Source organism: Klebsiella variicola, from assembly GCF_000828055.2.
Classification (GTDB): Bacteria; Pseudomonadota; Gammaproteobacteria; order Enterobacterales; family Enterobacteriaceae; genus Klebsiella; species Klebsiella variicola.
Window position 1 is genome coordinate 2,849,293 of the sequence record NZ_CP010523.2, and the last position, 13,633, is coordinate 2,862,925.

Sequence of the window (13,633 nt, forward strand, 5' to 3'; positions counted from 1 at the left end):
ACCGCACATTTCCAGCCTCTTTTCGCCTCAATTGTGCTCGGTTCTCCAGGCCAGCAGCGACTCGCGAAAGCGTTTTGCCAGCGCTCCCTGTTCATGATGTTTCGACCACACCAGCCACATCTCCGACACCGCATCCTGTTCGTCGATCGGCAGCCAGCGCATTTCACTGAGCTGTACGCGCTGAAAGGAGGCCGGCAGGATAGACACCCCCAGTCCGGCGGCCACCAGACCAATAATGGTCATCGCCTCCCCCACCTCCTGGGCAATCACCGGCGTATGACCGTAACGACGCAGCAAGCCGAGGATATCGTCATACAGGCCGGTACCCACGTGCGGGTCGAAAAAGACGAAGGGTTCGCGCGCCAGCGCCGCCAGGCTGACCGAGGGCTGGCGGGCCAGCGGATGGTCGGCCGGGACCATCGCCAGCAACGGCTCGCGCAGCACCCGCTCCCACGCCAGGGTGTCCGGCAGTTGGGTATTGCGCAGGAGCCCCAGATCGAGAGCCCCCTCGCTCAGTGGCACAATCTGTTCGCGAGTGTTGGTCTCGCGGGTCAAAATATGCACATCCGGGTAGCGCTGACGAAACATCGACAACGTATCGGATACCGCCTTGATAAAGGGGGCCGAGGAGGTAAAGCCGATACGCAGTTCGCCGGTTTCACCGTGATGCAGACGCGCAGCGCGGGCGGCCGCGTCATCCACCTGGGCAAGAATTTGTCGGCTATCGGCGAGAAACTGCTTTCCGGCCGCCGTCAGACTGACGCTGCGATTGGTGCGCGCGAACAGGCGGGCGCCGGTCTGCTGCTCGAGGATCTGAATTTGCTGGCTTAACGGCGGTTGAGAAATATTCAGTCGCGCTGCGGCCCGGCCAAAATGTAATTCCTCCGCGACGGCGACAAAATAGCGCAGATGACGCAACTCGATATTCATATTTAAAACGTCTTATTTGAGATTATTAATATATTAGACAGAATATTTACATTTTCATACCCTAAAAATGTGAGCTGAATGGTCACAACATTCTGTTGGTAAGCAGCAACTTCTACGCAAGGAATTCTCTGTGAGTCGTACAACAACCGTTGACACCGTGCCGGCGGGCGAGGTCAGCGTCGCTGGTGCATCCCGCCCGGATCAGTTTATTAAGCGCGGCACCCCGCAATTTATGCGCGTCACCCTCGCGCTGTTCTCCGCCGGTTTGGCCACTTTTGCTCTGCTCTACTGCGTGCAACCGATCCTGCCGGTGCTGTCGAACGAGTTCGGCGTCTCCCCGGCCAGCAGCAGTATTTCACTCTCCATTTCCACGGCGATGCTTGCGGTGGGCCTGTTGTTTACCGGCCCGCTATCCGACGCCATCGGGCGCAAGCCGGTGATGGTCACCGCCCTGCTGCTGGCCGCCTGCTGCTCGCTGCTGTCGACCATGATGACCAGCTGGCACGGCATCCTCATTATGCGTGCCCTGATCGGCCTGTCGCTGAGCGGCGTGGCGGCGGTCGGCATGACCTACCTGAGTGAGGAGATCCACCCCAGTTTCGTCGCCTTTTCGATGGGGTTATATATCAGCGGCAACTCCATCGGCGGCATGAGCGGCCGCTTGCTGACCGGGGTCTTTACCGATTTCTTCGGCTGGCGCGTGGCGCTGGCGGTGATCAGTGGCTTCGCGCTGGCCGCGGCCATCATGTTCTGGCGCATTCTGCCCGAGTCGCGCCATTTCCGCTCGACCTCGCTGCGACCGAAAAACTTGCTGATCAACTTTCGTCTGCACTGGCGCGACCGCGGTCTGCCGCTGCTGTTCGTCGAAGGTTTTCTGCTGATGGGCGCTTTTGTCACCCTGTTTAACTATATTGGCTACCGGCTGATGATGTCGCCATGGTCGCTAAGCCAGGCGGTGGTAGGCCTGCTGTCGGTAGCTTATCTCACCGGGACCTGGAGTTCACCGAAGGCAGGGGCCATGACCGTACGCTTTGGCCGCGGACCGGTGATGCTCGGCTTTACTGCTGTCATGCTCTGCGGCCTGCTGCTGACGCTCTTTTCTTCCCTGTGGCTTATTTTCATCGGTATGCTGCTGTTTTCCGCTGGCTTCTTCGCCGCGCATTCCGTCGCCAGCAGCTGGATTGGCCCACGCGCCCGCCGCGCCCGCGGTCAGGCGTCATCGCTGTATCTGTTCAGCTATTATTTGGGTTCAAGTCTTGCCGGGACGTTAGGCGGGGTATTCTGGCATCACTACGGCTGGAACGGCGTCGGTGGGTTTATCGCGCTGCTGCTCCTTGCCGCGCTGTTGACCGGCACCTGCTTACATCAACGACTGAAATAGTCGCGTGTGACGTGGCCTGCGGGCCACGTTTCACCACATGCCCATAATGGAAGACAAGCCCATCAACTCTCTGACGGCATCAACGGACAGCAGTGCAATAAACAGCCAGGTGAACGGATTCATAACCCCCCCCCGAACCTCCAGACCTGTGTAATCGATCACAGTTTAGTACCGATATGTTACCGTTTTCTGTCACACCGATCACAGAGGTGAGCTTATTCTCCCGCCATGTGTCTTTCCCTTCCCCTGTGCGCAACGCTCGACCCGCCGGGCGTATCAGGATAGTGTAGATGGATACCGATAACCTGTTCATTCACCTGTCACGGACCGAACGCCACTATGACTGAAAATACGCCTTATCAGCAGCTTACTCGTACCTTTCAGCGCCTGTCGCGCTTTTCGCATCTCTCCGCCATCGCTGGCTGGGATATGTTTGCGATGATGCCCCCAGGTGGCAGCGCCGCCCGGAGCGAAGCGCTGGCGGAGCTCGGCGTGCTGCAGCATCAGATCCTGACCGATAAAAAAGTGGGCCAATGGCTGCAGGAGGCCCGCCAGCAGGACCTCAACGACGTCGAGCAGGCCAATCTGCGGGAGATGCAGCGTCAGTACGATCAGGCCGCGCTGTTACCGGAGAGCCTGGTGGAGGCAAAATCCCTTGCTGGCAGCCGCTGTGAGCATGCCTGGCGCAGCCAGCGTCCCGCTAACGACTGGGCTGGCTTTGCCGACAATCTTCGCGAGGTGGTCAAGCTGAGCCGTCAGGAAGCGCAGATCCGCGCCGATGCCAGAGGCGGCTCACGCTACGACGCGCTGCTCGATATTTTCGAACCAGATATGACCAGCGCCCGGCTGGATAGCCTGTTTGCCGACCTCAAGTCCTGGCTGCCTTCCCTGCTGCGGCAAGCGGTCGCTAAGCAAGCGACGCAGACATTACTCGCCCCGCAGGGGCCTTTCCCGATTGCCGCTCAGCGCGAGCTGGGCCTGCAGGCCATGCGCATCCTCGGCTTTGACTTCGACGGCGGGCGCCTCGACATCAGCGCTCACCCGTTCTGCGGCGGCGTCCCCCAGGATGTGCGCATCACCACCCGCTACAACGAAAACGACCTGCTCAGCGCCCTGTTCGGCGTGATCCACGAAACCGGCCACGCCCGCTATGAACAGAATCTGCCTCGCCCGTGGGTCGACCAGCCGGTAGGACTCGCTCGCTCCACCGCTATCCACGAGTCGCAGAGCCTGTTTTTTGAAATGCAGCTGGGACGTAGCGAGCCTTTCCTCAACCGCCTGTTACCGGCGGTGCGTGAGCGTTTTGGCGATCAACCAGCCTTTAGCAGCGACAACTTTGTCGCCTGGAATCAGCGGGTGAAACCGGGCTTTATTCGCGTCGATGCCGATGAGGTCAGCTACCCGGCGCATGTGATCCTGCGTTATGAAATTGAACGCGCGCTGATTGACGGCGAGATTGAAGTAGATGATATCCCGGCGCTGTGGGACGAGAAGATGCAGCACTGGCTGGGGCTGTCGACCACCGGCAACTACCGGGACGGCTGCATGCAGGATATTCACTGGACCGACGGCGGATTCGGCTATTTCCCTTCCTATACGCTGGGTGCGATGTATGCCGCCCAGCTGATGGCCGCCGCCCGGCGCGCGCTGCCGACGTTAGACCGCGATATTGCGGAGGGCGATTTCAGCGCCCTGTTCGACTGGCTGCGGCAGAATATCTGGCAGCATGGCAGCCGCTTCTCCACCTCGCAGCTGATCCAGCAGGCCACCGGCGAGGATCTCAACAGCCGCTACTTCCGCGAACACCTTACCGCCCGCTATCTGTGATCGTACGCGCCGGGCTACCCGGCGCGTCCTTCCACTCCCCACGGCCAGGCGTGTTGTACATTCGGTTACACGCCGATACCAAACACTCACGGAAAGCTCGAAAAGACAAGCATATAGTGATTTCACCGGCCCCGCAGTGGGGTTGAAATTAAGAAAACTTTTCGAGGATATCAGAATGAAAAAAGTATTAGCTCTGGTCGTTGCCGCTGCTATGGGTCTCTCTTCTGCCGCTTTCGCTGCTGACGCAGTAAGCACCACTCAGGCACCGGCTGCTACCCACAGCACTGCTGCCAAGACCACCCATCACAAAAAACACCACAAAGCCGCGGCAAAACCAGCTGCAGAGCAGAAAGCTCAGGCTGCCAAAAAACACAAAAAAGCAGAAGCTAAACCAGCCGCTGCCCAGAAAGCCCAGGCCGCTAAAAAACACAAAAAAGTAGAAGCTAAACCCGCTGCTCCGCAGAAAGCTCAGGCGGCTAAAAAGCACCACAAAGCTGCGGCTAAACCGGTAGCACAGAAAGCGCAGGCTGCAAAAAAACACCACAAAACCACTAAACACCAGGCCGCTAAACCTGCTGCACAGCCGGCAGCATAATTCCTCCCGGTGAACTAACCTTCTTAATAATCGGCGCTGTTTCAGCGCCGTTTTTTCTGGAGAGCACTATGCTGCGGCGCTATCGTTTCGAGCTCATCCTGATCCTGTTAATCATTTGCGCAGTGGTTGCTACCCGCTTTTTCCTCTATTAATCATTTCCGCCACGCTCTCATTTACTGCTTCTGCTGGCTTTGCAGAATAATAAATACCGTACGGCGATCGCTGACGACACCTTCCCGCGTCTCATTACCCTGAAATTCCTGCGGCACAAAAAATGCCCGGCGCCCGAAGACGCCAGACACTGTAGTCATAAACTAGCGCGCGCCGGCCACCTCGCGGTGACCAGACGCTTCACAGTACGCGCACCGCTTCCATCACCAGATAACCGGTCGCGCCCCAGATAGCGACTGAGACCAGGGAAACATAAACCAGTGCGCGAATACCTTTTTTAGACATATACCCTCCCAACGTCGGGGAAATAGAATTCAGGCTATCATCGCCGGTATTACCTCTCTATTTACTCAACGGCGGAGTGACGGTAACAACGTTTTCGGTGAGAAAATGTTTCGCATTGAAAATAATTACGAGAGGCGTAAAGAAGTGCGAATTCTGGTGAAGTTTTGGCGGGTAAGCGCATTATTTTTCAGCGAATCGCTGGCAAACCAGGAATAATCTCAATGCCAGACTGATGAATTATTCGCCGGGTTCAGTACGTTCTGATACACGAATTTTGTTGCGTCGGACGTCGCTTTCTGCGGAAATAGCTAAAGCAATCAGCTGGCATTAACCGTTTGAAATCAGACGGTTTTGCCAGCGGCAGTGTCAGCCCGCCTCGCCTGATGGCAGCGGTTTGGTCTGATTAGAATTATTGTTTACTTTCAAAAACTTAAATCTCCTGCTACTGTCAATAGACATCATAGCCTCCCCAGAGAGTGATATGCGTAGAGACGTTCTGTTATTGCTGTGTTCATTTTATCTGTTACCTCTGGGCGCACATGCCGATGATAGCGGACTGAGCGCCAAAGATATTAAGACGCTGTTTTTCGGCCATGATGACCGAAAAGCGGTGAGCCACCCCGAGGAAAGCCCGTGGGATGCGATCGGCCAACTGGAAACCGCCAGCGGCAATCTGTGCACAGCGACGCTTATCTCCCCTCACCTGGCGCTGACCGCTGGCCACTGTCTGTTGACGCCTCCGCGCGGCAAACCGGACAAAGCGGTTGCTCTGCGCTTTATTTCGCGCAAGGGCGGCTGGGTATATGAAATTCACGGCATTGAAGGGCGAGTGGATCCGGCCTTAGGTAAGCGCCTGAAGGCCGATGGCGATGGCTGGATCGTGCCCTCCGCCGCGGCGCCGTCAGATTTTGGCCTGATCGTACTGCGCTATGCTCCCTCGGGCATCACGCCGATCCCACTCTTCCCGGGTAGCAAGGCCGATCTCACCGCTGCGCTGAAGGCAGCGGACCGTAAAGTGACCCAATCGGGATATCCGGAGGATCATCTGGATAATCTGTACAGCCATCAGGATTGCATCGTGACCGGCTGGGCGCAAAACAGCGTGCTGTCGCATCAGTGCGATACGCTGCCAGGTGACAGCGGGTCGCCGCTGCTGTTGAAAACGGAGGACGGCTGGCAAGTGATCGCCGTGCAAAGCTCCGCTCCCGGTCCGCAGGATCGCTGGCGGGCTGACAACCGCGCCATTTCGGTTACCGGCTTTCGCGATAAGCTGGAAGCACTGGCCGGAGAGTAATCACCCCTGCGACTGACGCCGCTGCAGCAGATCGGCGATCGGCATCGGTTTACTGAAATAGTACCCCTGAAGCCGGTCGCAGCCGGCCCGCCGCAGCAGCGTCAGCTGCTGCAGATCCTCAACCCCCTCCGCCACGACCGTCATCCCCAGCGCGCGGGCAATGCGCACCGTCCCGCGCACCATCTCCGCCGCCTGTTCATCGCTGTCCACCCGCCCGGCGAGAGATTTGTCGATCTTCAGGCTATCAAAGCGAAAGCGGCGTAAATAGCCAATACTTGAGTAGCCAGTGCCAAAATCGTCCAGCGCCACGGCAATACCCTGGGCCTTCAGATTCTCCACCACCGCCTGCGAACGTTCCGGATTTTCCAGCACATAGCTCTCCGTCACCTCCACCTGCAGGCGCGACGGCGGAAAGCGGCAGGCCGCGACGGTCTTCATCACCCGGTTTTCAAAAGCCGGGTCGCGAAATTGCGCCGGCGAGATGTTCACCGACAAAAGGAGATCGTCCACCGGCTGCAGGTCGCTGCAGGCGCGTTGCAGAACGAACTGCCCGAGGGCATCAATCAGGCCGCTGCTCTCGGCGATGGCAATAAACGCATCCGGCGCCAGCGCCCCCTGCGGGCGTCGCGGCCAGCGCAGTAGCGCCTCCACGCCGGTCATCGCCAGGGTATCGGCATCGACCACCGGCTGATACCAGACCTCAAATTCATCCTGCTCCAGCCCCTGGCGGATGCCGTTCTCAATCATCAGTTGATGACGCCGCACAGCATCCAGCGCATCGTCATACCAGGCCGTCCGCCCCTTCCCGCTCTTCTTGGCGTGGTACATGGCGATGTCGGCCCGGCGAAACAGCTCGGTACTGGAACATTCCGCCGGGGCGCCGCTGGCGATGCCAATGCTGGCGCCGATATAAATTTTGCGTTTGCTGAGCGTCACTGGCGCTTTCAGCAGCTCCAGCGCTGCCCAGGCGAACGCCGCCGCCCGGTCAATCGCCTTTGCGCCGCTCACCGCCATGGCGAACTCATCCCCGCCCATCCGCGCCAGCATGGCCCCCGTCGGTACCCGCGTCTGTAGGGCGCTGGCGATATGGCGGATCAGGGCGTCGCCGACATCATGACCATAGTTATCATTGACGTCCTTAAAACCATCCAGATCGATAAACACCACGCACTGAATATCGTGTTTCCCCGTCTCGCATACCTGGCTTAACCGCAGCAGAAGCGCTCGCCGGTTAGGCAGACGGCTCAGCCAGTCAATCATGGCTATCTCCCGCGCCTGACGCTCCCCGCGCGCCAGCTTATACATGCCCAAACTGCTAAAAAGGATAAACAGCAGGATCAGGCTGGCCGCCACCCCGGCGATCAGTCCCATGCTGCCTGACGAGGCCTGCGCCGCTTCAGCGCCAGGCAGGCGCGGCTGCCAGGCCAGGTATCCCAGCACCTCATCCGCCTGCGTTCGCAGCGGAATACGGTAGGCGCCAGGACCCTCGGCGAGATGCAGATGACGAATCTGAAAGGTGTCACCCAGGCGCTCCAGCAGTTGGGGGTTGATATGCCGGGTTATCACCAGATAGCGCCGCGTCGCATCAAATACCTGAAGCCGACCTGTCGTTGGGCGTATCAGGCCGATGCCGACAAAGGCGATCCCGGCCTCCGTGCGCGTGATGCCGGCAAAGGCATTTTTTCCCTCACGCAATGCCTGTGCGTGAGAGCGGATCAGACTGGTCAGGCCAGACCCTAGAAATGAGAGGTCAGTCCGGGGCAGCACCTGGCTCTGAAAGGCGCCCCACAGGATACGATAATGTTCATCGAGGACAAAGGTGCCATCGTACAGGTTATTGATTTTGAAGCCTGATCCCCAGGAATCGTACAGCCATTTCTGATCGAGTGACGGGGCGTAGGTCTGCGTTACCGCGTCATCCCAGATGGCATTGTCCAGCACCAGCGACAGCACCCGATTGACCGAGGTCTGTACCGCCCCTTCCACCGACAGCACCGAACGCTGCTGATCGATTTCATTAGATTTGCTGGCAATCAGGTGTTGTGAGAGATACAGCAGAGAAATGACCGACGCGGTAAGTCCAAGGCCGGCGAGGAATATCATTATTGACAACGTCCTGGCGGAAGGAATTTTCCGCCAGCCGAAAGCAGTGAACATGCGCAGTCCTCATCGTCACCAGGCACACTATCAGCGAGGGGCTGATCTTGAGTTAAGCATACTACAGAGGACCTGTTTTGCCGCCTGGCTTTGCAGGCGGCGAGACGTCAGGCGAGTTTAATTAACACCATGCCGGCCACCAGCAGGATGAGCCCCGCCCAGCCTTTGTTATTCAGGCGCTGACCAAACAGCACCCAGCCGGCGGCGATGGTCGCCGCGATACCGAAGCCGCCCCACAGCGCATAGGCGACCGAGAGATCGATCCCTTTAACCGCCTGCGACAGGGCGCTGAACGCGCCCAGCACCGCCGCCAGGGACAGGATGCCGTAGACTTTGCGGCGGAAGCCATCGGAAAACTTCAAAAAGACGTTGGCAATGATTTCAAGCACGATGGCGACGGCCAGCCACGCGGCGTGGATCCACTCAAACTGCTGCATGGGCCACCTCCTGCTTTGACGACGCTTTTTTCTGGGTGCCGGACTTAATTAAGACGATCCCCACCACCAGGGTGGTCAGGCCGGCGATCTTCAGCGGCGACAGGCTTTCATCAAACAACAGCACGCTAAACACGGTAATCAGCAAAATGCCGATCCCTTCCCATAGCGCGTAGGCCACACCCAGGGCAATTTTTTTAACCGCAAAGGCAAGAAAAATATATGACAGAGCAATCATGGCCAGCATTAAAATAAAACCGGTATGACCACCGCTCACGCTCGCCCATTTCATCGACAAGGTGCCGGTAATTTCAGCAACAATAGCTAAAGCTAATAAAACCCAATAAAACATGATCCCTTCTCCTGCTTGAGAATATAATCCATTACCGTTTACGCGAGGCGTAAACAGGAAAATTTCTGACGTAGATTTCGCTGTGCGCTTGGCGCCAGCTCAGGCAGAGAGAAGGTGACTATAGCGCCGAATGCCAGTGCTGCTCGCCGGCAAAACGGGAAAAAGAGAGAGAGACTGCGGGGTGGTTTAAAATATACATCCTGAACTGATTGTCCATAAAATTACAATTATCCGCGGTGTTGCTTCTCGTCCGTTGCGGATGAAAATTGTCCTCATTAGTTATACACAGATAAATTTGTAGCATAGTGCTACATTTAATTCAAAGAATTTGCAATTCTTTACGCCGCCGTTTTGCTTCAATGCGTTTTTTCTGCAAAAAAACGTCATTATGCTAATGTAACGCAACCTGTTAATAGGCAAGGAAGATTGAGGTCGGGACCTATGGCTAAACCCATTATTACACTTAACGGATTAAAGATGGTCATCATGCTGGGCATGCTGGTGATCATCCTTACCGGCATTCGCTTTGCGGCGGACATTATTGTCCCCTTTATTCTCGCCCTCTTTCTGGCGGTGATCATTAATCCGTTGGTACAACTGCTGGTCCGCTGCCGGGTCCCGCGCGTGCTGGCGATCTCGATGCTGATTGGCCTCATCGTCATGCTGGCCATTGTGCTGCTGGCCTCGCTGGGGACCTCGCTTAACGAGCTGGCGCGCACCTTACCGCAATATCGCAACTATCTCTACGAGCCGATGCAAACCATCGCCCCCTGGCTGCAGCGCATGGGGTTCACCGTCTCGGTGGTGGAGCTGAATAAATACATCGACCCTAACGCGGTGATGACGCTGGTCACCAGCCTGCTCACTCAGCTGTCGAACGCGATGTCCTCGATTTTTCTGCTGCTGCTGACGGTGGTATTTATGCTGCTGGAGGTCCCCCAGCTTCCCGCCAAGCTGCAACAGCTCATGTCCCGTCCGGTTGAAGGGATGGGCGCCATTCAGCGGGCCATCGACAGCGTGTCGCATTATCTGGTGCTGAAAACCGCGATTAGCCTGGTGACCGGCCTGGTGGTCTGGGGCATGCTAGTGCTGCTGGACGTGCGCTTCGCCTTCATGTGGGGACTGCTGGCCTTCGCACTCAACTATATTCCCAATATTGGCTCCGTGCTGGCGGCCATCCCGCCGATCCTGCAGGTACTGGTGTTTGGCGGGCTGTACGAGGCGCTGGTGGTCCTGGCCGGCTACCTGATCGTCAACCTGGTGTTCGGCAACATTCTGGAGCCACGGGTGATGGGACGTGGCCTGGGGCTCTCCACGCTGGTAGTGTTTCTGTCCTTGATCTTCTGGGGCTGGCTATTGGGCCCGGTCGGCATGCTGCTGTCGGTGCCACTGACGATTATCGCCAAAATTGCCCTCGAGCAGACCAGCGGCGGTCAGAGTATTGCTTTCTTATTAAGTGATGTCAGCAAAGAATAACCCCTTCTCACGGCCGGCCGAGTGCCGGCCGGCTTGCTCACCTGCGCTCTTCCCTTAGACCACTACGCCTTTCGTATTATTGATCCCTATCACAAACGGTAAGACCCAATCGTTACTCTAAAGCTAACAATTAGCCGCCGTGCTTAATTGATGCGCAGCGCCGCACATCGCACACTAACTTCCACCAGGACAAACAAAACGATTTGTCGAATCAGGAGGTTAACAATGAATGCTGAACAAACGACGGCGCGGGTCTGGAACCGTCGCCGGACGGAAAAACAGCGGCGGCTGGCCGAAGCGAAGATCGCCGGCAAAGTCATCCCCACTGACCAGCTGGTCAGCGTACTGGAAAATCTGCTCGCCCCGGGCGATCGGGTGGTGCTGGAAGGCAACAACCAGAAACAGGCTGATTTCCTCTCCCGCATGCTCGCCGAGGTCAATCCGCAAAAAATTCACGACCTGCATATGATTATGCCCAGCGTCGGGCGCAGCGAGCATCTGGACCTGTTTGAAAAAGGCATTGCCCGTAAACTGGATTTCTCTTTCTCCGGCACCCAGAGCCTGCGCATTTCGCAGCTGCTGGAAGATGGCCTGCTCGAAATCGGCGCCATCCACACCTATATCGAACTCTACTCCCGCCTGTACGTTGATCTGTCGCCAAACGTCGCGCTGATCGCGGGCTATAAAGCCGACCGCAAAGGCAACCTGTACACCGGGCCAAGTACTGAAGATACCCCGGCGCTGGTCGAAGCCGCCGCCTTCCACGATGGCATTGTGATAGCCCAGGTCAACGAACTGGTGGACGACGAATGCGATCTGCCGCGCGTGGATATTCCCGGCTCGTGGATTGATTACGTGGTGGTCGCCGACAAACCGTTCTTCATTGAACCGCTGTTCACCCGCGACCCGCGCCTGATTAAGCAAGAACACATTCTGATGGCGATGATGGCGATCAAAGGCATCTACGCGGAGCATCAGGTGCAGTCGCTTAACCACGGTATCGGCTTTAATACCGCTGCTATTGAACTGCTGCTGCCCACCTACGGCGAACAGCTCGGCCTGAAAGGCAAAATCTGTAAACACTGGACGCTGAATCCGCATCCGACCTTAATCCCGGCCATCGAGAGCGGCTGGGTGGAGAGCGTGCACTGTTTCGGCGGCGAACTGGGGATGGAAGAGTACATCCGCGCCCGCCCGGATATCTTCTTTACCGGCCCGGATGGCTCAATGCGCTCTAACCGCGCCTTCTGCCAGCTGGCAGGTCAGTACGCGGTAGATATGTTTATCGGTTCGACCCTGCAGGTTGATGGCCTGGCTAACTCCTCCACCGTCACCCGCGGCCGCCTATCCGGCTTCGGCGGCGCGCCGAACATGGGCCACGACCCGCACGGTCGCCGCCACGCCACCCCGGCCTGGCTCAATATGATCACTGAACCAGACCCGATGCAGCGTGGGAAAAAACTGGTGGTGCAGATGGTCGAAACCTTCCAGGCCGGCGTGAAACCGACCTTCGTTGAAACCCTCGACGCGGTTGAGGTGGCGAAAACCTCCGGCATGCCGCTGGCGCCGGTGATGATTTATGGCGATGACGTGACTCACGTGCTGACCGAAGAAGGTATCGCTTACCTGTACCGCGCGGAGAGCCTTGAAGAGCGCCGGGCGATGGTCGCCGCGGTGGCCGGGATCACCGATATTGGCCTCGGGGTGGACGCCAAACGCGTCGCCGCCCTGCGCCAGAGCGGCAAAGTGGTCTACCCGGAAGATATCGGCATTCGCCGTAGCGATGCCACCCGCTCGCTACTGGCGGCCGGCAGCGTCGCCGACCTGGTGGAGTGGTCCGACGGACTGTACAACCCACCGGCAAAATTCCGGAGCTGGTAATGAAAAATCTCTCCCCCCTGCACGCAGAAAGCCGCGTCAGCTGGCTGGCGCATACCGCCAGCGCGTGTCTGATTGACGAAGCCCGTCTGAGTCCGAAACCGGGCCTGGTCGATAGTCGCGGCAACGGCGCGCATCAGGATCTCAATCTGGACCTGATGGAACGCTCCGCCCGCAGTCTGCAGCCGACCTTTCACGCGCTGGCGCAGCAAAGCTGGCAGCGTCCGGCGGATATCGCCCTGCGCGAAACCGTCGGCCGCCTCGGTCGCGAAGGTGAAGCGCAGATGATGATGGCGACGGGTGGAGTTAACACCCACCGCGGCGCTATCTGGGCGCTGGGCCTGCTGGTCAGCGCGGTGGCGATGTTGGGTGGAGAGGGTCAATCACAGGCGATCGCCGCCGCCGCCGCCACCCTCGCCCGCCTGCCTGACGGCTTCGCGCCGAAAAGCTTTAGTAAGGGGCTGCGCGCCAGCCGCCGCTGGCAGGTGCCGGGCGCACGCGAGGAAGCGCAGCGCGGATTTCCGCATGTTACCACCCTGGCGCTGCCGCAACTGCGGCAGAGCCGGGCGCGAGGCGCCAGCGAGCCGCAGGCGCGCCTTGATGCGCTGATGGCCATCATGACCTCGCTGAGCGATACCTGTGTGCTGTCGCGCGCCGGCATGAACGGCCTGCACGCCATGCAGCAAGGCGCTCGCGAGGTTCTGGCGGCGGGCGGTTGCGCCAGCGTCGCCGGTCGCGCCGCGCTGGCGCGCCTTGATGCGCAGATGCTGGCGCACAACGCCTCGCCGGGTGGCGCGGCCGATCTCCTTGCCGCCACCCTGTTTCTCGACCGGGTTGCCGGCTAACGCATTCA

At 58.5% G+C, this 13,633-nt stretch carries 15 protein-coding genes; 8 read left to right on the forward strand and 7 right to left on the reverse strand.

From position 1 onward, the window contains the following. Window positions 1-27: 27 nt before the first annotated feature. Window positions 28-930 (reverse strand): LysR family transcriptional regulator, encoded by a 903-nt coding sequence (locus SP68_RS13465; protein ID WP_023297552.1) that lies wholly within the window; start codon window positions 928-930, stop codon window positions 28-30. A 130-nt stretch (window positions 931-1,060) separates the two neighbouring features. Here SP68_RS13465 and SP68_RS13470 point away from each other — a divergent pair, with 130 nt between their 5' ends. Beyond that, window positions 1,061-2,311: an MFS transporter gene (locus tag SP68_RS13470; RefSeq protein ID WP_008805023.1), complete on the forward strand. Its 1,251-nt coding sequence runs from the start codon at window positions 1,061-1,063 to the stop codon at window positions 2,309-2,311. A 30-nt stretch (window positions 2,312-2,341) separates the two neighbouring features. Here SP68_RS13470 and SP68_RS28765 read toward each other — a convergent pair whose 3' ends face one another. Then, entirely contained in the window at window positions 2,342-2,434 is a 93-nt protein-coding gene (locus SP68_RS28765) for a KPN_01571 family protein (protein WP_004206050.1), read from the reverse strand. A 216-nt stretch (window positions 2,435-2,650) separates the two neighbouring features. Between SP68_RS28765 and SP68_RS13475 the strand changes: the two genes are divergently transcribed. From SP68_RS13475 to ydgU, 3 genes are all read left to right on the forward strand, one after another. Further along, window positions 2,651-4,138, forward strand: coding sequence for a carboxypeptidase M32 (locus SP68_RS13475; protein ID WP_032730277.1), 1,488 nt, complete (start codon window positions 2,651-2,653; stop codon window positions 4,136-4,138). A 175-nt stretch (window positions 4,139-4,313) separates the two neighbouring features. Next, complete coding sequence (asr, locus tag SP68_RS26465; RefSeq protein ID WP_043875352.1) at window positions 4,314-4,733, forward strand: acid resistance repetitive basic protein Asr; 420 nt, start codon at window positions 4,314-4,316, stop codon at window positions 4,731-4,733. 68 nt (window positions 4,734-4,801) lie between these two features. Then, a complete protein-coding gene (gene ydgU / locus SP68_RS29210) occupies window positions 4,802-4,885 on the forward strand; it encodes a small membrane protein YdgU (RefSeq protein ID WP_049245797.1) in 84 nt (27 codons plus the stop codon). 21 nt (window positions 4,886-4,906) lie between these two features. Here the strand turns inward: ydgU and SP68_RS28355 are convergent, their stop codons facing one another. Beyond that, window positions 4,907-5,044, reverse strand: a complete 138-nt coding sequence (locus SP68_RS28355; RefSeq protein WP_153690771.1) for a hypothetical protein — start codon at window positions 5,042-5,044, stop codon at window positions 4,907-4,909. 626 nt (window positions 5,045-5,670) lie between these two features. On the opposite strand from SP68_RS28355, the gene SP68_RS13485 reads away from it, so the two are divergent. Continuing rightward, on the forward strand, window positions 5,671-6,483 hold the full coding sequence (locus SP68_RS13485) for a trypsin-like serine peptidase (RefSeq protein ID WP_012968314.1): 813 nt from the start codon (window positions 5,671-5,673) through the stop codon (window positions 6,481-6,483). On the opposite strand, the gene SP68_RS13490 is transcribed toward SP68_RS13485, so the two are convergent. From SP68_RS13490 to SP68_RS29215, 4 genes are all read right to left on the reverse strand, one after another. After that, the gene (locus SP68_RS13490) at window positions 6,484-8,640 is read right to left on the reverse strand and encodes a putative bifunctional diguanylate cyclase/phosphodiesterase (protein WP_040968478.1); all 2,157 of its coding nucleotides are present in this window, start codon (window positions 8,638-8,640) and stop codon (window positions 6,484-6,486) included. It abuts the gene before it with no gap. A gap of 107 nt (window positions 8,641-8,747) precedes the next feature. Beyond that, complete coding sequence (gene kpnF, locus SP68_RS13495) at window positions 8,748-9,077, reverse strand: multidrug efflux SMR transporter subunit KpnF (protein WP_008805028.1); 330 nt, start codon at window positions 9,075-9,077, stop codon at window positions 8,748-8,750. Next, the gene (kpnE, locus tag SP68_RS13500) at window positions 9,064-9,426 is read right to left on the reverse strand and encodes a multidrug efflux SMR transporter subunit KpnE (protein ID WP_040968477.1); all 363 of its coding nucleotides are present in this window, start codon (window positions 9,424-9,426) and stop codon (window positions 9,064-9,066) included. The genes kpnF and kpnE overlap by 14 nt, the downstream gene beginning before the upstream one ends. Before the next feature lie 118 nt (window positions 9,427-9,544). Continuing rightward, a complete protein-coding gene (locus tag SP68_RS29215; RefSeq protein WP_071885071.1) occupies window positions 9,545-9,730 on the reverse strand; it encodes a protein YdgV in 186 nt (61 codons plus the stop codon). A gap of 137 nt (window positions 9,731-9,867) precedes the next feature. On the opposite strand from SP68_RS29215, the gene SP68_RS13505 reads away from it, so the two are divergent. The 3 genes from SP68_RS13505 to SP68_RS13515 all read left to right on the forward strand — a co-directional run bounded on the left by SP68_RS13505 (window position 9,868) and on the right by SP68_RS13515 (window position 13,625). Further along, window positions 9,868-10,902, forward strand: coding sequence for an AI-2E family transporter (locus tag SP68_RS13505; RefSeq protein WP_008805030.1), 1,035 nt, complete (start codon window positions 9,868-9,870; stop codon window positions 10,900-10,902). A 225-nt stretch (window positions 10,903-11,127) separates the two neighbouring features. Continuing rightward, window positions 11,128-12,783: a malonate decarboxylase subunit alpha gene (gene mdcA, locus SP68_RS13510; protein WP_008805031.1), complete on the forward strand. Its 1,656-nt coding sequence runs from the start codon at window positions 11,128-11,130 to the stop codon at window positions 12,781-12,783. Then, window positions 12,783-13,625 carry a triphosphoribosyl-dephospho-CoA synthase gene (locus tag SP68_RS13515; protein ID WP_032754281.1) on the forward strand — a complete coding sequence of 281 codons (843 nt, stop codon included), beginning with the start codon at window positions 12,783-12,785 and terminating at the stop codon, window positions 13,623-13,625. Before mdcA ends, SP68_RS13515 begins: the two co-directional genes overlap by 1 nt. Window positions 13,626-13,633: the final 8 nt, after the last annotated feature.